We start from the raw sequence: 23807 nt of genomic DNA, 5'->3' as shown, positions 1-23807 counted from the left end.
GCTTAATCATTCGCGTTGCAGGAAGGCAGCGACGCTGCGAATCCTCAGGAGCTTACATGAGTAAGTGACTGAGATGAGCGAGGACGCCTACGCACCTGCAACGTGAAGGATGACGCGTATTTACTCGTTTTCTAGCAGAGCGGCATACGCCGTCGCATCCAGAAGCGCTTCCACTTCTGCTTCGTCAGCCGCGCGGATTTTGAAAATCCAGCCGTCGGTGTACGGGTCACTGTTCACCAGCTCCGGAGAGTCGCTCAGCGCATCGTTGACCGCAACGATTTCGCCGCTCACGGGTGCGTAGATGTCGGATGCGGCTTTAACTGATTCCGCTACCGCGCAGTCGTCGCCCGCACTGACGGTCGTGCCGACGTCCGGCAGGTCGACAAACACCATGTCACCCAGCAGCTCTTGCGCATGCTCGGTGATCCCTACGGTGTACGTGCCGTCGGCCTCTTTTCGCAGCCATTCGTGTTCTTTACTGTATTTAAGTTCTGCTGGCACATTGCTCATTGGAATTCTCCTGATAAAAAATGATTAGGCGACCGGCTTACCGGCGCGAACAAAAATCGGTTTAGTCACTTTGACCGGCATTTCACGATTGCGGATCTGCACAATGGCAGTTTCGCCAATGCCAGCCGGTACGCGCGCCAGCGCAATGCTGTAGCCCAGCGTCGGCGAGAAGGTACCGCTGGTGATCATACCTTCACGCTGATTGCCGAGCTCATCGGTAAATCGCACAGGCAGCTCGTTACGCAGCACGCCTTTTTCAGTCATCACCAGGCCGACCAGCTGATCGGTGCCTTTTTCGCGCTGCATCTCAAGCGCTTCGCGGCCAATAAATTCACGATCGGCAGGTTCCCACGCGATGGTCCAACCCATGTTGGCGGCCAGCGGAGAGACGGTTTCATCCATTTCCTGACTGTACAAATTCATGCCAGCTTCCAGACGCAGCGTATCGCGCGCGCCAAGACCAGCAGGTTTGACACCGGCTTCCACCAGCGCATGCCAGAATTCGGCAGCTTTCTCGTTCGACATCGCAATTTCGTAACCCGCTTCACCGGTGTAACCGGTGGTGGCGATAAACAGATCGCCCGCCTGCACGCCGAAGAATGGCTTCATGCCCTCAGTCGCGTGACGCTGCTCATCCGTGAATAACGTGGCGGCTTTCGCCTGCGCGTTAGGACCCTGAACGGCGATCAGCGACAGATCGTCACGAACGGTAATCTCGACGGCGTACTTTTCAGCGTGTTGGGAAATCCAGGAGAGGTCTTTTTCGCGGGTGGCGGAGTTAACAACGAGGCGGAAGAAATCTTCAGTGAAGTAATAAACAATCAGGTCGTCAATGACGCCGCCGGAGGCATTTAACATGCCGGAATAGAGCGCCTTGCCTGGGGTCTTGAGCTTAGCGACGTCATTTGCCAGCAGATAACGCAAAAACTCCCGGGTGCGGCTCCCGCGCAGATCGACAATGGTCATGTGCGACACATCAAACATACCGGCGTCGGTGCGCACGGCATGATGCTCATCGATTTGTGAGCCGTAATGCAGTGGCATCATCCAGCCATGGAAATCCACCATGCGTGCACCGCATAACGTGTGTTGTTCGTATAAAGGAGTTTGTTGAGCCATCTTGTCCTCGTTGAATAAGCAGGGCTATCTTGTGTTTCGCATAAAAATCCATCACGAAACCCGGCGTTGGCATCACGCCTGGACGCCGACGCAAACGTTCTCTTTTACCTGAACTTACCACCGAAACCAGGGATTAACCATAAGGTAAAACGGGTCATCACATTAGCTTATGACTAAAAAACACCAAAAAGACAACAGAACGATTCACTGGATAAATGCAATTAACGCCGAGCAAACGCAAGGTTATTACTGAGTTATTTAGATTGGGATGATATTTAATGTGGAAAAAGCTGGCGATTTCCCATCATGAAAAAAAGGCGAGATTAGATAATCTAATGCGAATTAGGGTGTGAAATTAGAATATTTCAAATGAGAGAAATGTCCCGGCTCAGAAGCCGGGAAATGAAAGTGTGATGGGGGTCTAACTTAGCGCAGCCAGTCTGGCAGATCGTTCAAACCCATTGCCTGACGAAGCAGCTGGGGTTTTACACCTGGAAGAGTATCAGCCATTTTCAGACCCAGATCGCGAAGCAGTTTTTTGGCGGGGTTATCGCCTGCAAATAGCTCGCGGAATCCCTGCATACCCGCCAGCATCATCGCCGCACTGTGCTTGCGGCTGCGCTCGTAGCGGCGCAGATAAAGGTGCTGACCAATGTCCTTCCCTTCACGATGTAAACGACGCAGCTCTTCGATGAGCTCAGCGGCATCCATAAAGCCCAGGTTAACGCCCTGTCCCGCTAAGGGATGGATGGTGTGCGCAGCATCACCCACCAGCGCCAGACGGTGCGCCGCAAACTGGCGCGCATATCGGCCAGTCAATGGGAACACCTGGCGCTCGCTTTCAAGCGCACACAGACCCAGGCGGTTATCAAACGCCATGCACAGCGCCTGGCTGAATTCTTCCGGCGTCGCGTCCTGCATCTGCTCGGCTTTCTCCGGGATCAACGACCAGACAATCGAACACAGATGCGGATCGCTCAGCGGCAGAAACGCCAGAATGCCGTCATTATGGAAAATCTGACGCGCTACGCCGCCGTGTGGCTCAGCGGTACGAATCGTCGCGACCATCGCGTGATGACGGTAATCCCAAAACGTCAGTGGGATATCCGCTTTATTTCGCAGCCAAGAGTTCGCACCATCTGCGCCAACAACCAGACGCGCCGTTAGCATCTCGCCGCTTTGCAACGTAATGAAGGCTTCGTTCTCACCCCAGGCCACTTGCTGCACCTGTGCAGGCGCTAACAGCGTAATATCTGCGCTGTGCTGCGCTTTTTGCCACAGAGCATGATGAATGACCGCATTTTCGACGATGTGACCCAGATGGCTGTAGCCCATGCTTTCGTCATCAAACGCAATGTGACCAAAGCTGTCTTTGTCCCACACTTCCATCCCGTGATAACAGCTTGCGCGAAAAGCTGTGATATCTGACCAGACGCCAAGACGCGTCAGCAGCTTTTCGCTGGCGGCGTTGATGGCCGATACGCGAAGTTCAGGCGGTGCGTCCGGGGCTACGGGCTGCGGTGGCGTGCTTTCAAGTACGGCAACGCGCAGGCCGCTTCCCTGCAAACCGCAGGCTAAAGCCAGCCCAACCATTCCGCCGCCAACAATGGCAACATCAACATTCTGCACTGAGTTAACTCCTTAACGCGCGACCCAACCAAGAGTCCGCTGCGCCAGCACGTTACGTGCCGGAATGAATAGTTCCATCGCCATCAGCCCCGCATTACGCCCGGCGACCAGCGGTGCCCAACGGTTTGCGAAAAGATGCACCAGGCCATCGGTGACGCCAATAGTGGCCTCTTTGTCTGTCTGACGACGCTTCTGATAGTGGCTGAGTATGGCATAGGCACCGTAATCATTGTGCTCTCGCCACGCCTGTGCCAGCGTCTCTGCCAGGCTCATCACGTCGCGCAAACCCAGGTTAAATCCCTGTCCTGCTATCGGATGCAGCGTTTGCGCGGCATTGCCGACTAAGGCGACGCGATGGGAAATGGATTGCGATGCAGTGGTCAGCGCCAGGGGGTATGCGGAACGCTGTCCCGCATGGGTGATACGTCCAAGCCGCCAGCCAAACGCTTTTTGCAGCTCGTCGCAAAAACGGGCGTCAGACCAGGTCATCACCTCGTCAATACGGTCCAGCGCGTGACACCAGACCAGCGAACTGCGTCCGTCCGACATCGGCAGCATCGCGAGGGGGCCGAACTCAGTAAAACGTTCGAACGCACGCCCCTGATGGGCGACAGCGGTAGAAACATTCGCAATCACCGCCGCCTGACCGTAAGGCTGCTGATGCCATTCAACGCCACACTGGGTGGCCAGCGCGGAGCGAGAACCATCAGCAGCGACCAGCAGTTGCCCTTCGAGCGTGTCGCCATTATCAAGCGTGACGCTGACGCTATCCTGGCTACGAGTAAAACTGGCCACCCGCGCTGGACAGTGCAGCGTGACGCCAGGCGCATCCTGCAATAAGCGGAATAAACGCAGGCCAACGTCATGCAACTCAACGACATGCCCCAGCGCGTCAATGCGGTAATCCTGCGCATCCAGCGTCACGAAACCGGCATGGCCCCGATCGCTGACATGAACGGTGTTGATTGCGGTTGTACGGTCGGCGATGGCTTGCCAGATCCCCACGCGTGCGAATTGCTGGCAGGTGCCTTGCGCCAGCGCAATCGCTCGGGCGTCAAAACCCGGGTGCTCAGAAACCTGCGGAGCAACCGCTTCGACAAGATGCACGGGCAATTGCCCCTCGGTGAGCTTAGAAATCGCCAAGGCCAGCGTCGCGCCAGTCATGCCACCACCCACGATGATGACACTCATGCGCGTGCCGCCGCCATCAGCGCTTCGATGTCGTCTGCCTTTTTCACCACTTGCGCAGTCATATTTTCGTTACCGGTTTCGGTAATGACGATGTCGTCTTCGATACGGATGCCGATGCCACGATACTCGGCAGGCACGTCAGCATCCGGGGCGATATAGAGTCCCGGTTCGACAGTGAGCACCATGCCCGGCTTAAGCGTCCGCGAGCGGTCAGGCCCGTAGCCGCCGACATCATGCACATCCAGCCCCAGCCAGTGGCTCAGGCCGTGCATAAAGAATGCGCGGTGCGCGTTATCCGAAATGAGCTCATCAATGTCGCCGTTGAGAACACCGAGATTCACCAGGCCTGTGACCATAATGCGCACGACTGCGCCCGTCACCTCCTGAATCGACGTGCCGGGGCGGAACAGCGTTAATGCAGTTTCGAGTGATTCAAGAACGATGTCGTAAACGGCTCGCTGCGCAGGGGTAAATGTGCCGTTCACCGGGAAGGTACGGGTGATGTCACCGGCATAGCCTTTGTATTCGCATCCTGCATCGATCAGCACTAAATCGCCGTCGCGCAACGCACTTTCATTTTCCGTGTAATGCAGAATGCAGCCATTTTCACCGCCGCCCACAATGGTGTTATAGGACGCAAAGCGCGCGCCGTGACGGGAAAACTCGTGAAGGATTTCGCCTTCAAGCTGATATTCGAACATGCCCGGACGACATTTTTCCATCGCGCGGGTGTGGGCCAGCGCGCTGATTTCACCCGCACGACGCATGGCCTGTAACTCTTCTGACGATTTAAACAGGCGCATTTCATGAACAATAGGACGCCAGTCGGTAAGCGATGCGGGCGCAGATAAATTCTGGCGCGACCCTTTGCGGAGTTTATCCAACGCAGTGAAAACGATATCGTCCGCATATGCGTATTCGCCCTGCGCGTGGTACACCACATCCAGACCGTTGAGCAATTGATAAAGCTGTTCGTTGATTTCGCTAAAGGCCAACGCGCGCTCAACGCCGAGTTTTTCGGGAGCGGCATCCTGACCTAAGCGACGACCAAACCAGATTTCTGCAGTGAGATCGCGAACACGATTGAACAAAACGCTGTGGTTATGAGTGTCATCGCTTTTTATCAGCACCAGGACCGCTTCCGGCTCGTTAAAACCGGTGAAGTACCAGAAATCGCTGCTTTGGCGATACGGATACTCGCTGTCGTTGCTGCGCGTCGCTTCCGGTGCGGCAAAAATCAGCGCCGCGCTTCCAGGCTGCATTTTTGCCAACAGCGCCCGGCGGCGGCGAAGATACTCCTGCTGAGTCATGACACCCTCCTGTGCGTTCTTATTCTTAATGTAATGTCGGTTTGCGGACTTCCGGTGCGGTTGGCTGCGAGCGCGTAAAAGTATCGTGGCACAGCAGCGCGGCAACGCGCACATACTCGATAATCTCTTCGACAGACATTTCCAGCTCTTCCTGGTCTTCGTCTTCATCGTAGCCAAGCTGGGCAATGTTACGCAGATCGTCGATAGCTTCACCCGCTTCGCCAGTGACTTTATCAAGCTTAGGCTGCGTCACGCCCAGACCTAACAGATAGTGGTTTACCCACCCCGCCAACGCATCGGCGCGATCAAACACGCTAACGTCATCGCCATCAGGCAGATAAAGCTGAAAAAGGAAGCCGTCATCTTCCAGCGAGTCGCTGGTCGCCGAGTGCATTTTACGCAGCGTTTCCGCCAGCTCGTGACCAAACGCCAGACCTTCGTTTGTCAGGTCGTGAAGCAGCGGCTGCCATGAGCTGTCGCTGTTTCCGCCGCACAGCATGCCACTGATCAGACCGTGCATTTCAGCAGGGGTCAAACCCACGCCCTGCTGGTTAAGTAACTGGCTTACTTCGTAGTAACCAGGCATTTCGTTCTGTATAGACATGCGCATTCGTCATCGTTAGGAGAATATTCATGATATGCTACCACTTTGGACCCTGGAGATACCAGAAAAGGGCTTGTATCTTCATATCATGGTAGCTATAGTGTCGCCCCTTCGCAGCCCCCGGGCCATGAGCGAAGGTCGCGCAGTCAATAAGCAGGAAGGTGGCATGTCTGCACAACCCGTCGATCTCCAAATTTTTGGCCGTTCGCTGCGAGTGAATTGTCCGCCTGAACAAAGGGATGCTTTGAGTCAGGCTGCGGACGATTTGAATCAGCGGTTGCAAGATTTAAAAGAACGCACTAGAGTCACAAATACTGAGCAGTTGGTTTTCATCGCCGCGTTGAACATCAGCTATGAATTAACTCAGGAAAAAGCGAAGACCCGCGATTACGCGGCGAGCATGGAGCAACGCATTAAAATGCTCCAGCAGACCATCGAACAAGCGTTGCTTGATCAAGGTCGCACTCCCGAAAGACCGGGACAAAAGTTTGAATAACACTTCGCAGTTGACTATGGTAGAGTGACTGTGAAGAAAAAATTTCTCTGAGATGTTCGCAAGCGGGCCAGTCCCCTGAGCCGATATTTCATACCACAAGAATGTGGCGCTCCATGGTCGGTGAGCATGCTCGGTTCGTCCGAGAAGCCTTAAGACTATGACGACATATTCACCTTGAACCAAGGGTTCAAGGGTTACAGCCTGCGGCGGCATCTCGGAGATTCCCACTCTTCTTACTACCTAGCTTCTACCATGACGCAACTTCCTGAAGTTCCTGCATCTCGACAAGAAATCCGTCAGTTCATCCGCAAACAACGTCGTGCACTGTCCCCTGATCAACAAGCTCACTTTGCCCAACAAGCCTCGGCACGCATGATGGCCTATTCGCCCGTTGTGATGGCGCATACGGTGGCGCTGTTTTTATCGTTTGATGGTGAACTGGATACCCAACCGCTGATCGAACAACTGTGGCGCGCCGGAAAGAAAGTCTATCTGCCCGTTTTACATCCCTTCAGCCCGGGTAATTTGCTGTTCCTGCATTATCATCCGCACAGCGAACTGGTCGTGAATCGTCTGAAAATCACGGAACCCAAACTGGATGTGCGCGATGTTTTACCGCTCAATGAACTGGATGTGCTGATTACGCCGCTGGTGGCATTCGACAGGTATGGTCAACGCTTGGGCATGGGCGGTGGATTCTACGATCGTACACTACAGAACTGGCAGCAGCATGGCCTACAGCCGGTAGGATATGCGCATGATTGTCAGGGCGTGGACAGACTTCCGGTAGAGAAATGGGATATCCCGCTGCCCGCCGTGGTCACGCCATCAAAAGTGTGGGAGTGGTGATAAAAAAACGGTAACGCCAGTTACCGTTTTTACTGTTTGCGCCCTCTTCCGACGCAGAGCAATCAGTGTGCCGCAGATCAGTACAGCAGGCGCGCGCGAATCGTTCCTGGAATCGCCTTCATGCTCAACAGCGCTTTCTCAGCAACATCGTCTTCAGCCTCAATGTCGATAACCACGTAGCCCATCTGCGCGTTGGTTTGCAGATACTGCGCGGCAATGTTGACGCCCTGCTCGGCAAAAATCTGGTTAATCGCTGTCAGCACACCAGGGCGATTCTCGTGGATGTGCAGCAAACGACGCCCGCCGTGCAGCGGCAGAGACACTTCCGGGAAGTTCACTGCAGAAAGCGTGGAACCGTTGTCGGAATATTTGCTCAGTTTACCCGCCACTTCCAGACCGATATTTTCCTGCGCTTCCTGCGTTGAGCCACCAATGTGTGGCGTCAGGATCACGTTGTCGAACTCTAACAGCGGAGTGGTAAACGGATCGCTGTTGGTTGCCGGCTCCGTTGGGAAGACGTCGATTGCCGCGCCCGCCAGGTGCTTACGTCTGAGCGCGTCACACAACGCTGGAATATCCACAACCGTGCCGCGTGCGGCATTAATCAGCAGCGAGCCCGGCTTCATCAGTGCGATCTCTTCTGCGCCCATCATATTCTTGGTAGAAGCATTTTCCGGCACATGCAGACTCACCACATCGCTCATATTCAGCAAGTCAGAAAGATGCTGCACCTGAGTGGCATTGCCCAGCGGCAGTTTGTTTTCGATATCATAGAAGAACACATTCATACCCAGGGATTCGGCAAGAATGCCGAGCTGCGTACCGATATGGCCGTAACCAATAATCCCGAGCTTTTTGCCACGCGCTTCATAAGAGCCTGAAGCCAGTTTGTTCCAGATGCCGCGGTGTGCTTTGGCGTTCGCTTCCGGAATACCGCGCAGAAGCAACAGCAGCTCACCGATCACTAATTCCGCGACCGAACGGGTGTTGGAGAACGGTGCATTAAAGACCGGCACGCCGCGTCGCGCTGCTGCATTCAAATCGACCTGATTGGTACCAATACAGAAACAACCGATGGCCACCAACTTTTCAGCACACGCAATAACGTCTTCAGTCAGATGCGTACGGGATCGCAGGCCAATGAAGTGGGCATCACGGATGGATTCTTTCAGCTGCTCTGTATCCAGCGCACCTTTGTGGAATTCGATGTTGGTGTAACCTGCTGCGCGAAGATTATCGAGTGCTTTCTGATGCACGCCTTCGACGAGCAGAAACTTAATCTTGTCTTTTTCCAGTGATACCTTTGCCATTTACCCGACCCTGTTTGTCTGAACTGTTGTTGTGCTGGATTTAAATCCGCTCCCGCCAACATATCAAAAAAAACTATTGCAGCAATATGAACGTTTGCGTCGGCACTCTGAAGAAAAGTCATCCAGAGCAAAATGACAGCATAAAATGCTGCGGTAATTTTGAAAGGCGGAAGGATCGTCAGGAGAGGTCAAAAAACGTGATACAAGTCACCGAATTTGGCTTTTGAAAAATATTTAACGGGGAGAGGACTCCCCCCGTCAGATCATTTTACGATGGTTTTCACGCCGTCAGCGGTGCCGATCAGCGCCACATCCGCGCCACGATTGGCGAATAGCCCTACAGTCACTACGCCCGGAATCGCATTGATGGCATTTTCCATCGCCACGGCGTCCAGAATTTCCAGATTGTAAACGTCCAGAATCACGTTACCGTTGTCAGTAACCACACCCTGGCGATATTCCGGGCGACCACCCAGCTTCACCAGTTGACGAGCAACCGCGCTGCGCGCCATCGGAATGACTTCGACCGGCAGAGGAAAAGTCCCCAGGATATCGACCTGCTTGGAGGCATCGGCGATACAAATGAACTTAACAGCAACGGAAGCGATAATTTTCTCACGCGTCAGCGCAGCGCCGCCGCCTTTGATCATCTGCATGTGGCCGTTGATTTCGTCGGCACCATCCACGTAAATGCCCAGACGATCCACTTCGTTCAAATCGAACACGGTAATGCCCAGACTTTTCAGTTTTTCCGTTGAAGCATCAGAGCTGGAAACTGCACCCTCGATCTGCCCTTTCATCGTTCCAAGCGCATCAATAAAGTGTGCTGCGGTCGAGCCAGTACCCACACCGACAATAGTACCCGGTTGTACGTACTGGAGTGCGGCCCATCCTACTGCTTTTTTCAGTTCATCCTGCGTCATGATCGTTTGCCTGTGGTGTGAAAACTCAGGGCGCATTATAGAACATGGACACCCCGAATGTCCCTGTGACCGGTGTCACATTAACGCGTAAAGACACGACTGCTCCGACGTGGTCAGAATTCGTCAGTCACAAAGAGGAATTTGTGTCATAGTGCAGAATAAGCAAACTCAGGAGTACTGCCTCGCAATGAAACGTCCGGACTACAGAACACTACAGGCGCTTGATGCCGTTATTCGTGAACGAGGTTTTGAGCGCGCAGCGCAAAAGCTGTGCATCACTCAATCCGCCGTATCACAGCGAATCAAACAGCTGGAGAATATGTTCGGACAACCGCTGCTGGTGCGTACCGTGCCGCCGCGCCCGACAGAGCAAGGGCAGAAACTTCTCGCGCTGCTACGCCAGGTGGAATTGCTGGAAGAAGAGTGGTTGGGTGATGAGCAAACCGGTTCCACGCCGCTGCTGTTATCGCTGGCGGTGAACGCCGACAGTCTGGCAACCTGGCTACTGCCCGCGCTTTCAGCCGTTCTTGCTGACTCACCGATTCGCCTTAATTTGCAGGTGGAAGATGAAACCCGAACGCAGGAACGCCTGCGTCGCGGCGAAGTTGTGGGGGCAGTGAGTATTCAACCGCAGGCGCTGCCGAGCTGTCTTGTCGATCAGTTGGGTGCTCTCGACTACCTCTTTGTTGGCTCGAAAGCCTTTGCCGATCGCTATTTTCCCAACGGCGTGACGCGCGCCGCACTGCTGAAAGCACCCGCCGTCGCATTCGATCATCTCGACGACATGCACCAGGCGTTTTTGCAGCAGAATTTCGATCTCCCACCGGGCAGCGTGCCGTGCCATATCGTCAATTCATCAGAAGCGTTTGTGCAGCTGGCTCGCCAGGGCACGACCTGCTGTATGATCCCGCATTTGCAGATTGAAAAAGAGTTGAAGAGCGGTGAGCTTATCGACTTAACGCCAGGCTTGTATCAGCGTCGGATGCTGTACTGGCACCGATTTGCGCCAGAAAGCCGCATGATGCGCAACGTCACGGATGCGCTGCTGGCCTATGGGCATAAGGTGTTGAGACAGGATTAACGAAAGAAGCCCCTCTCCTGCGGGAGAGGGGTAATGCTCATTACTGCGTTTTTGTTGCCGGTTCTGGTTGCTGAGCCTGTGCAGGCTCAAGCTGGAACACCACGTCGACCTGATCATCAAACTGAATCGTCGGCTGCTCGTAGGTTTCTTCCGCTGAAACAGGCGCTGCATCAGCCTTCATCATGCGAACCATCGGGCTTGGCTGATAGTTTGAGACGTGATAGCGCACGCTGTACACAGGACCCAGCTTGGTTTTAAAGCCTGAAGCCAGTTCTTGCGCCTGACGCACGGCATCATCTATAGCCGCTTTACGGGCTTCGTCTTTATACTTCTCAGGTTGCGCAACGCCCAGTGACACGGAACGAATTTCGTTCAGTCCCGCCTTAAGCGCACCGTCCAGCAGTGAATTCAGCTTGTCCAGCTGACGTACCGTGACTTCCACAGTACGCACAGCGCGATAGCCTTTCAGAACGCTTTTGCCATTCTGGTAATCATAATCCGGCTGAGTCCGCAGATTGGCGGAGTTGATATCCTTTTTCCCAACGCCATTTTGCTCAAGGAAGGAGAGATATTGCGCAACACGATCGTCTGCCTGCTTTTTAGCAGAAGCGGCGTCTTTCGCTGCCACGTTCACTTCAATTGCAAGCGTTGCAACATCCGGAACGGCATCAACGCTCGCTGTGCCAGAGGTGACAATGTGCGGACCATCAGGCAATTCGTTTGCCTGTACCGACATTGCGCCAAAACTTACTAATGCCGCCAGGGCCATCACTTTACACTTCACTGTCATTCCTCCATGTTGCGAAGAGAGCCCTTTAACAAGGCGCATGCCAGCAAGCTTAGCGGGTCTGCTTCAGTTGTCCATAAGAGAACGCTTAGTTGAGCAATCCCTGAATATGATGAACTCCCTCTTTCGCGAGCTGGAAAGCAATAAACCACATCACTACGCCAACTAGGGTATTGATGACGCGCTGCGCTTTCGCCGTGCGTAGACGCGGTGCCAGCCACGCTGCCAGCATTGCCAGGCCAAAGAACCACAGGAAAGAGGCGCTGACGGTACCGAGCGCAAACCAGCGTCTCGGCTCCACATCCAGCTGTCCGCCCAGACTGCCAAGGACCACAAACGTATCCAGATAAACATGCGGATTAAGCCAGGTCACGGCCAGCATAGTAGCGATGATCTTCCAGCGCCCTTGCTTCATGACCTCTGCGCTTGCGAGTTCCAGATTGCTGCTCATCGCCGTTTTTAGCGCACCAAAACCATACCACAGCAAAAATGCGACGCCACCCCAGGTCACCAACGCCAGTAGCCACGGCGACTGCATCAGCAATGCACTGCCCCCAAAAATCCCGGCGCAAATCAGTAGCAGATCGCTCACCGCGCACAGCATCGCAATCATCAAATGATATTGACGGCGAATGCCCTGATTCATCACGAACGCGTTTTGCGGACCGAGGGGAAGAATCATCGCCGCGCCGAGCACAAGCCCTTGAAAATAGTAAGATAACATGAATTCAATCTCGAAAAGATGTCTTTAGGTGCAGACTATACTTCGTGATTGTTATTAGAGGAAATTGATAATATTAATTGGCAATTAGCATAGCTAATATAAAGCCCGGACGCATTTGCGCTACCGGGCTAAAAGAGAAAAATTATTCTGCTTCTTTTACACGCTTGAAATTCACATCCATCTGCGGATACGGGAAGCTAATACCATTAGCGTCAAATTCGCGCTTAATACGCTCCAGCACATCCCAGTATACGTTTTGCAGATCGCCGCTGTTGCTCCAGATGCGCACCACAAAGTTGATGGAAGAAGCGCCGAGCTCGTTGAGTCGGACGGTTCTTTCGCGATCTTTCAGGATACGTTCGTCAGATTCGATAATGTTGGTGATGAGTGATTTCACCTTATCAATATCCGAATCGTAAGAGACGCTAATAATCAGTTCGTTACGGCGTACCGGCTCGCGGGAAAAGTTAATGATATTGCCCGCAATAATCTTACCGTTGGGGATAACCACGATACGCCCATCGACGGTGCGCATGGTGGTGGAGAAAATCTGCACCTGCAGCACAGTTCCCGCAACGCCGCCTAAGTCGACATATTCTCCTGAGCGGAAAGGACGGAAAGTGACCAGCAGTACGCCTGCCGCCAGGTTAGACAGAGAGCCTTGTAGTGCCAAACCGATGGCTAAGCCTGCCGCACCGAGTACCGCGATGACGGATGCGGTCTGGACGCCCACTCGGCCCAAGGCAGCAATCAGTGTGAAAGCGATAACTCCGTAGCGCACCAGTGCAGACAGAAAATCCGCGACCGTTGCATCAATATGACGCGCGCGCATGACGCGGTTAAGCGCATTGGAGACAATACGCGCCACGATCATACCCACGATAATAATCGCGATTGCCGCCACGATATTGACCGCGTAACTCAACAGCAGCGCCTGGTTGCGCACCAGCCAGATTCCCGCATTGTTTATGCCATCGACTACACCGAGATCTTCCATTTATCTGTCCTTTTGCTAAATCAAAACACCAAACATCCGTCCCACCAGGAGACAGGCAAGTGAATTAAGGGTAAACAAAAAGTGAGGAATATGCCAAACAGATCACAAAATGCAGTATTGCAGGGTGTTGAAAAACCATAAAAAAAGGCCCGCATATGCGGACCTTTCTGACGCTTTTAGCAGCTCAAATTACAGAACGTCTACCGCGTTCAGCTCTTTGAATGCCTGCTCCAGACGGGTGATCATAGAAGTCTGAGCAGCACGCAGCCATACGCGTGGATCGTAGTATTTTTTGTTCGGCTGGTCGGCGCCTTTCGGATTGCCCAGCTGGCCTTGCAGGTAAGCTTCGTTGGTTTTGTAGTACTGCAGGATGCCGTCCCAGGTCGCCCATTGGGTATCGGTATCGATGTTCATTTTGATAACGCCGTAGCTTACGGAGTCTTTGATTTCCTGGGCAGAAGAACCGGAACCGCCGTGGAAGACGAAGTTCAGGCTGTTGTGCGGCAGGTTATGTTTCTTAGAAACATAGTCCTGGGAATCACGCAGGATAGTTGGCGTCAGCACAACGTTACCTGGTTTGTAAACGCCGTGCACGTTACCGAAAGAGGCTGCGATGGTGAAACGTGGGCTGATTTTGCTCAGTTCAGTGTACGCGTAATCCACGTCTTCTGGCTGAGTGTACAGTGCAGAAGCGTCCATGTGGCTGTTGTCCACGCCGTCTTCTTCACCGCCGGTGCAACCCAGTTCGATTTCCAGGGTCATATCCATTTTGGACATGCGCGCCAGGTATTTGGAACAAATTTCGATGTTTTCTTCCAGGGACTCTTCGGACAGGTCGATCATGTGAGAAGAGAACAGTGGCTTACCGGTTGCTGCGAAGTGTTTTTCACCCGCGTCCAGCAGACCGTCGATCCACGGCAGCAGTTTCTTCGCGCAGTGGTCGGTGTGCAGGATAACTGGAACACCGTAGTGCTCAGCCATCTGGTGAACGTGGTGCGCACCAGAGATTGCGCCCAGGATTGCTGCGCCCTGAGGAACGTCAGTTTTCACGCCTTTACCCGCGATGAACGCAGCGCCACCGTTGGAGAACTGAACGATTACCGGAGCTTTAACTTTTGCAGCGGTTTCCAGCACGGCGTTGATGGAGTCGGTACCCACGCAGTTCACCGCTGGCAGTGCAAAGTTGTTTTCTTTAGCTACCTGGAACACTTTCTGAACGTCATCACCAGTGATCACGCCAGGTTTTACGAAATCAAAAATTTTAGACATGTTACGAGTCCTGTATCTTCGGCCGTTATACACATCATCCTTCAAGCCGCCCCAACGTTGGCTGCCTTCGCTCGCCCCAGTCACTTACTTCAGTAAGCGCCTGGGAACTCACTCAGTTGCCGCCTTGATGCAACTCGAATGATTTTGTGTAATGAATTGAAGCATGCACTTAAGCACGCTGAAATTTGGGCAGGTTTCCCTGCCCATGAATGGCTTACTTCTTAGCGCGCTCTTCGAGCATTGCTACTGCTGGCAGAACTTTGCCTTCCACGAATTCGAGGAATGCGCCGCCACCAGTGGAGATGTAGGAGATTTTGTCAGAAATACCGAACAGGTCGATTGCAGCCAGCGTATCGCCGCCGCCTGCGATGGAGAACGCGTCGCTGTCAGCGATAGCGTTAGCCACGATTTCAGTCCCTTTACGGAAGTTAGGGAATTCGAACACGCCAACCGGACCATTCCACAGAATGGTTTTCGCGTTTTTCAGGATATCAGCCAGTTTCTGTGCAGACACATCGCCCAGGTCCAGAATCTGCTCTTCATCTTTGATGTCGTTAACAGATTTCAGGGTCGCGGTCGCGGTTTCAGAGAACTCAGTCGCGACGCGAACATCCGTTGGGACTGGAATATCACACGTGGTCAGCAGACGTTTAGCTTCTTCAACCAGGTCCGCTTCGTACAGGGATTTACCCACGTTATGACCTTGCGCAGCAACGAAGGTATTTGCGATACCGCCGCCAACAATCAGCTGATCAGCGATTTTAGACAGCGAATCCAGAACGGTCAGCTTGGTAGAAACTTTAGAACCACCCACGATCGCAACCATCGGACGAGCAGGTTCTTTCAGTGCTTTACCCAGTGCGTCCAGCTCTTCAGCCAGCAGTGGGCCTGCACAAGCAACATCAGCAAATTTACCGATACCGTGAGTAGAAGCCTGAGCACGGTGAGCAGTACCAAATGCATCCATTACGAACACGTCGCACAGTGCCGCGTATTTTTTGGAGAGGGCTTCGTCGTCTTTCTTCTCGCCTTTGTTAAAGCGAACGTTTTCCAGAACAACCAGCTCACCCTCAGCCACTTCAACGCCGTCCAGGTAGTCTTTAACCAGACGTACCGGGCTGGACAATTTGTCTTTCAGGTAATTAACAACCGGCAACAGAGAGAATTCTTCGTTGTACTCGCCTTCGGTCGGACGACCCAGGTGAGAGGTTACCATCACTTTAGCGCCTTGTTTCAGGGCCAGTTCGATGGTTGGCAGAGATGCACGGATACGCGCGTCGCTGGTCACTTTGCCATCTTTAACGGGTACGTTCAGATCGGCACGGATGAAAACGCGTTTACCTGCCAGATCCAAATCGGTCATCTTAATTACAGACATGGTGAATCCTCTCGTTGATTCTTAAAGTTTTGCAAGCGCACTTTGCGCCCTACCTGAAACCTTGCGCGGCCATGGCTAACGTGGTGTCGAGCATCCTGTTAGCAAAGCCCCATTCGTTATCACACCACACCAGCGTTTTGATGAGGTGGGCACCGCTGACCCGCGTCTGTGTACCATCAACAATGGCACTGTGGGGGTCATGGTTAAAATCTACTGAGACCAACGGTAATTCCGTATAGTCAACTATACCATGAAATGAACCCTGTGCTGCTTTTTGCAGTAACAGGTTGACTTCACTTGATTTTACCGGTTTTTTCACCGTCACACTGAGATCAATTGCGGTGACATTTATGGTCGGAACACGCACCGCGATCGCTTCAAAACGATCGTTAAACTGCGGAAAAATACGGGTAATCCCTGCCGCCAGTTTGGTGTCCACCGGAATGATTGACTGACTCGCGGCGCGCGTGCGGCGCAAATCCGGATGGTACGCGTCAATCACCTGCTGATCGTGCATGGCAGAGTGGATCGTCGTTACAGTCCCTGACTCAATGCCATAAGCATCGTCTAACAGTTTAATGACCGGAATAATGCAGTTTGTCGTGCAGGAGGCGTTGGAGACAATACGGTGTTCGGCTTGCAGTTCATGATGATTCACGCCGTAGACAACCGTCGCGTCAAGATCGTGACCACCGGGATGGGAAAACAGGACTTTTTTAGCGCCTGCCGCAAGGTGTGCTTCTCCGTGTTCACGATTACCGTATACGCCGGTACAGTCGAGAACCACATCCACGCCCAATTCACGCCACGGCAGCGTTTCAATACTCTGCTCATGCAACACGCGAATGGCATCGTCGCCCACGAATAACTGCTCTCTTTCCTGGCGAACATCCCAGGCAAAGCGCCCGTGGCTGGTGTCATATTTCAATAAATGCGCCATGCCCACGGCGTCAGCCAATTCATTGATGGCCACCACGGTGATTTCCGCACGACGCCCGGATTCATATAAAGCACGAATCACATTGCGTCCGATGCGACCAAACCCATTTATCGCTACGCGTACGGTCATAGGTCTCCTGCAAGGCTTTCCCTGAGTTTGAGGTGGCTGAAAGAGTAATCCAGCAACGCCCGGAGGGGAATCCTCGCCTGTCACAAACTGCGACTGATTGGTCAATTGTCAGACAGATTAACAACTGAAACGCTTCAGCAAGAATAAGCGAAACGGAGAATAAAAGGAACGTTCGGGCAAGCCAATAAGACAGCTATATGACTTGCGTCACATTTTAAATGGAATAATTCACAACGTTTTCACACGATGGTGGAATAGCAGACACAAAAAAGCCGGCGGGGTGAAAGTAAAACGGTAACCCAAAGGTTACCGTTTTTAGTGTTTGCACCCTCTCCCGTGGGAGAGGGTTGGGGTGAGGGCATCAGGCCGCACACACCCTGTAAACTGCGATTACAGCAGTTCTTTGGCTTTCGCGACAACGTTTTCAACGGTGAAGCCGAACTCTTCAAACAGCAGCTCAGCCGGTGCAGATTCACCGAAGGTGGTCATTCCGACGATAGCGCCGTTCAGACCAACATATTTGAACCAGTAGTCAGCGATACCGGCTTCAACTGCGACGCGAGCAGTAACCGCTTTTGGCAGTACGGATTCGCGATAAGCAGCATCCTGCTTGTCGAACGCATCGGTAGACGGCATAGAAACCACGCGCGCTTTAACGCCTTCGGCAGACAGTTTTTCCCATGCAGCAACAGCCAGCTCAACTTCAGAACCGGTCGCGATGAAGATCAGCTCTGGCTGGCCAGCGCAGTCTTTCAGCACGTAACCACCGCGAGCGATGTTCGCCAGCTGCTCTTCGGTACGATCTTGCTGGGCCAGGTTCTGACGAGAAAGAATCAGCGCGGTTGGGCCGTCCTGACGCTCAACGCCATATTTCCACGCCACAGCAGATTCAACCTGGTCGCATGGACGCCATGTGGACATGTTAGGCGTCACACGCAGAGAAGCCACCTGCTCAACCGGCTGGTGAGTTGGGCCATCTTCGCCCAGACCGATGGAGTCATGGGTGTAAACCATCACCTGACGCTGCTTCATCAGCGCAGCCATACGCACAGCGTTACGGGCGTATTCGACGAACATCAGGAAGGTAGACGTATAAGGCAGGAAACCGCCGTGCAGGGCGATACCGTTAGCAATCGCCGTCATACCGAATTCGCGTACACCGTAATGGATGTAGTTACCGGCAGTGTCTTCGTTGATTGCTTTAGAGCCAGACCAGATCGTCAGGTTAGACGGAGCCAGGTCAGCGGAACCGCCCAGGAACTCTGGCAGCCACGGACCAAATGCTTCGATCGCATTCTGAGACGCTTTACGGCTGGCGATTTTGGACGGATTCGCTTGCAGATTCGCGATGAATTCGTTTGCTTTGGCGTCGAAATCAGCCGGCATGTCGCCTTTCATACGGCGAGTGAATTCAGCCGCTTCCTGTGGGAAGGCTTTCGCGTAAGCAGCGAATTTCTCATTCCATGCGGACTCTTTCGCCTGGCCTGCTTCTTTAGCATCCCACTGCGCATAGATTTCTGACGGAATTTCAAACGGAGCGTGTTTCCAGCCCAGTTTTTCACGGGTCAGCGCGATTTCAGCGTCGCCCAGCGGGGCGCCATGAGAATCGTGCGTACCTTCTTTGTTTGGCGAACCGAAACCGATGATGGTTTTGCACATCAGCAGGGACGGTTTGTCAGTGACTGCGCGCGCTTCTTCTACTGCACGTTTAATGCTGTCGGCGTTATGGCCATCAACACCACGTACCACGTGCCAGCCGTAGGCTTCGAAACGTTTAGCCGTATCGTCAGTAAACCAGCCTTCAACGTGACCATCGATAGAAATACCGTTGTCATCATAGAACGCAACCAGTTTACCCAGCTTAAGGGTACCAGCCAGAGAGCACACTTCGTGAGAGATACCTTCCATCATGCAGCCATCGCCCATGAAGGTGTAGGTAAAGTGGTCAACGATGTCGTGGCCCGGACGGTTAAACTGTGCCGCCAGCGTTTTCTCAGCAATCGCCATACCTACCGCATTCGCCACGCCCTGACCCAGTGGGCCAGTGGTGGTTTCAACGCCAGCGGTGTAACCCACTTCTGGGTGACCAGGCGTTTTAGAGTGCAGTTGACGGAAGTTTTTCAGCTCTTCAATTGGCAGCGCATAGCCAGTGAGGTGCAGCAAGCTGTAGATCAGCATAGAGCCGTGGCCGTTAGACAGCACAAAGCGGTCGCGGTCAGCCCATGATGGGTTTTGCGGGTTGTGATTCAGGAAATCACGCCACAGGACTTCGGCAATGTCAGCCATACCCATAGGGGCGCCCGGGTGACCGGATTTGGCTTTCTGTACTGCATCCATGCTCAGCGCACGAATAGCATTAGCAAGCTCTTTACGTGAGGACATTTTAACTCCAGATCGGACTGTTAAAGGCTATGCCCTTGACGACAGCGCGTTTTGGGCTATGCCAGAAAAAAGTGCCAACAATGTAACCCAAGCGACAAAGCATGTACATGGAGCATTCTTTTGCCGTTTAAGAAATCTCTGGATCATGCTCGCATGTTGCGCAATCTACTCGCCCGCCCCTGTAGATATTCCTTATACTTAGCTTCACGACCGCTTCGCTGTCGGAAAATTTTCGGATTTTATTCAGATCAACGGGTACGGAAGCAACATCATGAAAATGCGTGCAATAGTGCTGGCCTTGGGTACAACGTTCCTGCTCGGCGGCTGCCAAAATATGGATTCAAACGGTCTGATGAGCTCCGGTGCAGAGGCTTTTCAGGCCTATTCACTGAGCGATGCACAGGTTAAAGCGCTGAGCGATCAGGCCTGCAAAGAGATGGATGCGAAAGCAACCATTGCGCCCGCCAACAGCACATACGCGCAGCGTCTGAACAAGATTGCTTCCGCGCTCGGCGATAACATCAACGGCCAACCGGTGAACTATAAGGTTTACGTCGCAAAAGACGTCAACGCGTTTGCCATGGCTAACGGCTGCATTCGTGTTTACAGCGGTCTGATGGACATGATGACGGATAATGAAGTTGAAGCGGTGATTGGCCATGAGATGGGCCACGTCGCCTTGGGTCATGTGAAGAAAGGCATGCAGGTGGCACTAGGCACCAACGCGGTTCGTGCAGCAGCGGCATCTGCGGGCGGGATTGTCGGCAGCTTATCGCAGTCTCAGCTTGGTGATGTGGGCGAAAAACTGGTCAACTCTCAGTTCTCCCAGCGTCAGGAATCCGAAGCGGATGATTACTCTTACGATCTGTTGCGCAAACGCGGCATCAATCCATCGGGCTTAGCCACCAGCTTTGAGAAGCTGGCTAAACTGGAAGAAGGTCGTCAAAGCTCAATGTTTGATGACCACCCGGCGTCCGTTGAGCGCGCCCAGCATATCCGCGATCGCATGAAAGCTGACGGAATTAAGTAATTCCGTGGGCCGGGTTGCATCACGCTTCCCGGCCCATTAACGCTTTTACTCGCCTTTCTTCGCAGCCTGGATATACAGCATTTCCAGCGCCAACGTCGCTGCCGCCAGTGCGGTGATTTCTGACTGGTCGTAGGCCGGAGCGACTTCCACCACATCCATCCCCACGATATTCAGATCTTTCAGACCACGAACCAGTTTAATCGCGCGATCGGACGTCAGGCCACCGATTACCGGCGTGCCCGTACCCGGCGCAAAGGCCGGATCCAGACAGTCGATGTCGAACGTCAGATACACAGGCATGTCACCCACAATCTGCTTCACCTGAGCGATGATATCGTCTACGCCACGATCATTCACCTGACCGGCATCCAGAACGGTAAAGCCGTTGTCTTTATCAAACTCGGTGCGAATACCAATCTGTACAGAATGGTTTGGATCGATCAGACCTTCGTTCGGCGCGGTATAGAACATGGTGCCATGGTCAAATTCGCAGCCGTTCGCATAGGTGTCGGTATGGGCATCGAAATGCACCAGCGCCATTTTACCGAAATGCTTGGCATGCGCGCGCAGCAGCGGCAGGGTCACAAAATGATCGCCACCGAAAGAGAGCATACGTTTACCGGCAGCCAGCAGCTTCTCGGCATGCGCCTGCAGTTTTTCGCTCATCTCACGCGCATCACCGAAGGCATAAACCAGATCGCCACAGTCCACCACGTTCAGACGTTCGCGCATGTCGAAATTCCACGGGAAGCGATTATGCTCCCAGGCCAGGTTCGTCGACACCTGACGAATGGCCGCCGGGCCATGGCGACCACCGGCACGGCCTGACGTCGCCATATCAAACGGAACGCCGGTGATCACCCAGTCAGCGTCGCTATCGTACGGCTGGAAGTTCATCGGAAGACGTAAAAAACCAAACGCGTTAGATACCAGAGAGTTGTCGTACTGATGACCTAAAGTGCTCATATCCGGACCTCTTATAGAGTCGATACGTTAAAAGAGATGAAAAAAAATCCCCTCCGCGTCGTTAAACCCGACGAGGAAGGGATTGATTCGTTTACTGCTTAATGGGGCAAATTATCGCCGTTAATTCATACAGGTTCAAGTGAGTATAAGGCATTGTGCAGTCCGATGCCCTTTACGCTGCCCCTCGCGGGAACGCGTATTTACTCATCTTCCAGGTATGTATAACCGTACAGACCCGCTTCAAACTCTTCCAGGAACTGCTGCTGCAAAGCGGCGTCCAGATCGGTGTTTTTCACCTGATCGCGGAACTGCGTCAGCAGTTTTTTCGGATCCAACTGCACGTATTCCAGCATGTCCGCAACGGTGTCGCCCTCATCAGAAAGCTCCACTTCAACGTTACCGTCAGGGAAGACAAACACGTCCACCGCTTCGGTATCGCCGAACAGGTTGTGCATATTGCCCAAAATTTCCTGATACGCCCCGACCATGAAGAAGCCCAGCATTGGCGGGTTCTCCGGATCGTACTCCGGCATTGGCATCGTTGTAGCGATACCGTCGCCATCAACGTAGTGATCAATTGCGCCATCGGAATCACAGGTGATATCCAGCAAGACAGCACGGCGTTCCGGCGCATGATTCAGCCCTTCAAGCGGCATCACCGGGAACAGCTGATCGATACCCCACGCATCCGGCATCGACTGGAACAGCGAGAAGTTGACGTAGATTTTGTCCGCCATACGCTCTTGCAGTTCGTCGATAATCGGACGATGCGCACGGTTACTCGGGTCCAACTGCTTCTGAACTTCATGACACATGTTCAGATAAAGCTGCTCTGCCCACGCACGTTCTTGCAGGCTATATGTCCCTGAAGAATAACCGGTATGAATGTCATGCAGATCCATCTGGCTGTCGTGCAACCACTCGCGCAGCGAGCGACGCGTGCCCGGCTCATGCATTTCTTGCCAGGTTTCCCACATGCTTTGCAGCGCGCGCGGCGCATTTTCCTGCGGCGGTGTCGCTTCGGTGTTTTCGCTACGCTCAACGCCGATGATGTTAGACACCAGCACGGTATGGTGCGCGGTGACCGCGCGGCCAGACTCGGTAATGACAGTCGGATGCGGCAGGTTGTTTTCTTCGCAAGCATCACCGATCGCCCAGATGATGTTGTTCGCGTACTCGTTCAGGCCGTAGTTAACGGAACAATCCGACTGGGAACGCGTCCCTTCGTAGTCCACGCCCAGACCGCCGCCCACATCGAAGCACTGAATGTTCACGCCGAGCTTGTGCAGTTCCACATAGAAACGCGCCGATTCACGCACGCCGGTCGCGATATCACGGATATTCGCCATTTGCGAACCGAGGTGGAAGTGCAGCAACTGGATGCTGTCCAGACGACCGCACTCACGCAGGATTTCTACTAACTCCAGAACCTGAGTGGCTGCCAGACCGAATTTGGATTTTTCACCGCCTGAAGACTGCCATTTGCCGGAACCCTGTGAGGCCAGACGCGCACGTACGCCAAGGCGCGGAACCACGTTCAGACGTTCGGCTTCTTCCAGCACGATCGCGATTTCGGACATCTTTTCGATGACCAGATAGACTTTGTGGCCCATCTTCTCGCCGATCAGCGCCAGACGAATGTATTCACGGTCTTTATAACCATTACACACAATCACTGAGCGGGTCATTCCGGCATGCGCCAGTACGGCCATCAGTTCAGCTTTTGAACCGGCTTCCAGACCCAGCGGTTCGCCGGAATGGATCAGGGATTCAATCACGCGGCGGTGCTGGTTGACCTTGATCGGGTAAACCAGGAAGTAATCGCCTTTGTAACCATAGGATTCACGCGCGCGCTTGAACGCCTGGTTGATGGAACGCAAACGGTGTTGCAGGATCTGCGGGAAGCAGAACAGCGCAGGTAGACGTTGCCCCTGTGCTTCGCGTGCTTTAACCAGTTTAGCAAGATCGACACGCGCTTCCGGAACGTCAGGATCGGGGCAGACGCTGATGTGGCCCAGTTCGTTAACGTCGTAATAGTTATTGCCCCACCAGGCAATATTGTATGTGCGCAGCATCTTGCTGGCTTCCTGCGAGCTCATCGCAACCTCCTGCATGGAACGTAGTACACCCTGTTCGCCTGCTGACGAAGGGGAAAGCGAAGACATGTCGTCAGACATAGCGAA

The 23807-nt window shown here is 53.5% G+C and carries 21 protein-coding genes and 1 other RNA gene; 5 read left to right on the top strand and 17 right to left on the bottom strand.

Annotated features, from left to right (window positions below; all coding sequences use genetic code 11):
* Nucleotides 1-120 precede the first annotated feature (120 nt).
* From gcvH to AC0LWE_RS09690, 6 genes are all read right to left on the bottom strand, one after another.
* On the bottom strand, nucleotides 121-510 hold the full coding sequence (gcvH, locus tag AC0LWE_RS09715; protein WP_015960314.1) for a glycine cleavage system protein GcvH: 390 nt from the start codon (nucleotides 508-510) through the stop codon (nucleotides 121-123).
* 24 nt (nucleotides 511-534) lie between these two features.
* Entirely contained in the window at nucleotides 535-1629 is a 1095-nt protein-coding gene (gene gcvT, locus AC0LWE_RS09710; protein ID WP_202667692.1) for a glycine cleavage system aminomethyltransferase GcvT, read from the bottom strand.
* A gap of 426 nt (nucleotides 1630-2055) precedes the next feature.
* Nucleotides 2056-3258 (bottom strand): FAD-dependent 2-octaprenylphenol hydroxylase, encoded by a 1203-nt coding sequence (gene ubiI / locus AC0LWE_RS09705; protein ID WP_202665813.1) that lies wholly within the window; start codon nucleotides 3256-3258, stop codon nucleotides 2056-2058.
* Nucleotides 3259-3270: 12 nt separating this feature from the next.
* The gene (gene ubiH / locus AC0LWE_RS09700) at nucleotides 3271-4449 is read right to left on the bottom strand and encodes a 2-octaprenyl-6-methoxyphenyl hydroxylase (protein ID WP_219347405.1); all 1179 of its coding nucleotides are present in this window, start codon (nucleotides 4447-4449) and stop codon (nucleotides 3271-3273) included.
* Complete coding sequence (gene pepP / locus AC0LWE_RS09695) at nucleotides 4446-5759, bottom strand: Xaa-Pro aminopeptidase (protein WP_202667694.1); 1314 nt, start codon at nucleotides 5757-5759, stop codon at nucleotides 4446-4448. The genes ubiH and pepP overlap by 4 nt, the downstream gene beginning before the upstream one ends.
* Before the next feature lie 25 nt (nucleotides 5760-5784).
* Nucleotides 5785-6363 carry a YecA/YgfB family protein gene (locus AC0LWE_RS09690; protein ID WP_202667695.1) on the bottom strand — a complete coding sequence of 193 codons (579 nt, stop codon included), beginning with the start codon at nucleotides 6361-6363 and terminating at the stop codon, nucleotides 5785-5787.
* 166 nt (nucleotides 6364-6529) lie between these two features.
* Here AC0LWE_RS09690 and zapA point away from each other — a divergent pair, with 166 nt between their 5' ends.
* The 3 genes from zapA to AC0LWE_RS09675 all read left to right on the top strand — a co-directional run bounded on the left by zapA (nucleotide 6530) and on the right by AC0LWE_RS09675 (nucleotide 7708).
* The gene (gene zapA / locus AC0LWE_RS09685) at nucleotides 6530-6859 is read left to right on the top strand and encodes a cell division protein ZapA (protein WP_015960320.1); all 330 of its coding nucleotides are present in this window, start codon (nucleotides 6530-6532) and stop codon (nucleotides 6857-6859) included.
* Nucleotides 6860-6900: 41 nt separating this feature from the next.
* Nucleotides 6901-7084, top strand: a non-coding RNA gene (gene ssrS, locus AC0LWE_RS09680) — 6S RNA.
* 27 nt (nucleotides 7085-7111) lie between these two features.
* Nucleotides 7112-7708 carry a 5-formyltetrahydrofolate cyclo-ligase gene (locus AC0LWE_RS09675; RefSeq protein WP_059177591.1) on the top strand — a complete coding sequence of 199 codons (597 nt, stop codon included), beginning with the start codon at nucleotides 7112-7114 and terminating at the stop codon, nucleotides 7706-7708.
* 77 nt (nucleotides 7709-7785) lie between these two features.
* Here the strand turns inward: AC0LWE_RS09675 and serA are convergent, their stop codons facing one another.
* Both serA and rpiA read right to left on the bottom strand, forming a co-directional pair.
* Nucleotides 7786-9018, bottom strand: coding sequence for a phosphoglycerate dehydrogenase (gene serA / locus AC0LWE_RS09670; protein WP_202667696.1), 1233 nt, complete (start codon nucleotides 9016-9018; stop codon nucleotides 7786-7788).
* Between the two features lie 263 nt (nucleotides 9019-9281).
* Nucleotides 9282-9941, bottom strand: a complete 660-nt coding sequence (gene rpiA, locus AC0LWE_RS09665; RefSeq protein WP_219347403.1) for a ribose-5-phosphate isomerase RpiA — start codon at nucleotides 9939-9941, stop codon at nucleotides 9282-9284.
* A gap of 187 nt (nucleotides 9942-10128) precedes the next feature.
* Here rpiA and argP point away from each other — a divergent pair, with 187 nt between their 5' ends.
* Nucleotides 10129-11022: a DNA-binding transcriptional regulator ArgP gene (gene argP / locus AC0LWE_RS09660; protein ID WP_015960324.1), complete on the top strand. Its 894-nt coding sequence runs from the start codon at nucleotides 10129-10131 to the stop codon at nucleotides 11020-11022.
* Nucleotides 11023-11062: 40 nt separating this feature from the next.
* Here the strand turns inward: argP and AC0LWE_RS09655 are convergent, their stop codons facing one another.
* The 7 genes from AC0LWE_RS09655 to tkt form a co-directional block, all read right to left on the bottom strand.
* Entirely contained in the window at nucleotides 11063-11806 is a 744-nt protein-coding gene (locus AC0LWE_RS09655) for an oxidative stress defense protein (protein ID WP_131486262.1), read from the bottom strand.
* 91 nt (nucleotides 11807-11897) lie between these two features.
* Nucleotides 11898-12533 (bottom strand): arginine exporter ArgO, encoded by a 636-nt coding sequence (gene argO / locus AC0LWE_RS09650; protein ID WP_219347402.1) that lies wholly within the window; start codon nucleotides 12531-12533, stop codon nucleotides 11898-11900.
* 142 nt (nucleotides 12534-12675) lie between these two features.
* Entirely contained in the window at nucleotides 12676-13530 is an 855-nt protein-coding gene (locus AC0LWE_RS09645) for a small-conductance mechanosensitive channel MscS (RefSeq protein ID WP_219347401.1), read from the bottom strand.
* Between the two features lie 189 nt (nucleotides 13531-13719).
* The gene (gene fbaA, locus AC0LWE_RS09640; protein WP_059177586.1) at nucleotides 13720-14799 is read right to left on the bottom strand and encodes a class II fructose-bisphosphate aldolase; all 1080 of its coding nucleotides are present in this window, start codon (nucleotides 14797-14799) and stop codon (nucleotides 13720-13722) included.
* Nucleotides 14800-15013: 214 nt separating this feature from the next.
* Nucleotides 15014-16177, bottom strand: coding sequence for a phosphoglycerate kinase (gene pgk / locus AC0LWE_RS09635; RefSeq protein ID WP_059177585.1), 1164 nt, complete (start codon nucleotides 16175-16177; stop codon nucleotides 15014-15016).
* 49 nt (nucleotides 16178-16226) lie between these two features.
* Complete coding sequence (gene epd / locus AC0LWE_RS09630; protein WP_059177584.1) at nucleotides 16227-17246, bottom strand: erythrose-4-phosphate dehydrogenase; 1020 nt, start codon at nucleotides 17244-17246, stop codon at nucleotides 16227-16229.
* A gap of 390 nt (nucleotides 17247-17636) precedes the next feature.
* Nucleotides 17637-19628: a transketolase gene (tkt, locus tag AC0LWE_RS09625; RefSeq protein WP_202667699.1), complete on the bottom strand. Its 1992-nt coding sequence runs from the start codon at nucleotides 19626-19628 to the stop codon at nucleotides 17637-17639.
* Between the two features lie 271 nt (nucleotides 19629-19899).
* Between tkt and loiP the strand changes: the two genes are divergently transcribed.
* Nucleotides 19900-20658 carry a metalloprotease LoiP gene (gene loiP / locus AC0LWE_RS09620; protein WP_131486265.1) on the top strand — a complete coding sequence of 253 codons (759 nt, stop codon included), beginning with the start codon at nucleotides 19900-19902 and terminating at the stop codon, nucleotides 20656-20658.
* A gap of 45 nt (nucleotides 20659-20703) precedes the next feature.
* On the opposite strand, the gene speB is transcribed toward loiP, so the two are convergent.
* Nucleotides 20704-21624, bottom strand: a complete 921-nt coding sequence (gene speB / locus AC0LWE_RS09615; protein ID WP_015960333.1) for an agmatinase — start codon at nucleotides 21622-21624, stop codon at nucleotides 20704-20706.
* A gap of 200 nt (nucleotides 21625-21824) precedes the next feature.
* On the bottom strand, nucleotides 21825-23801 hold the full coding sequence (gene speA / locus AC0LWE_RS09610; protein ID WP_072241731.1) for a biosynthetic arginine decarboxylase: 1977 nt from the start codon (nucleotides 23799-23801) through the stop codon (nucleotides 21825-21827).
* Between the last annotated feature and the right edge of the window lie 6 nt (nucleotides 23802-23807).

Source organism: Lelliottia sp. RD5 (assembly GCF_056032945.1).
This window is presented reverse-complemented; position numbering and strand designations above follow the sequence as displayed.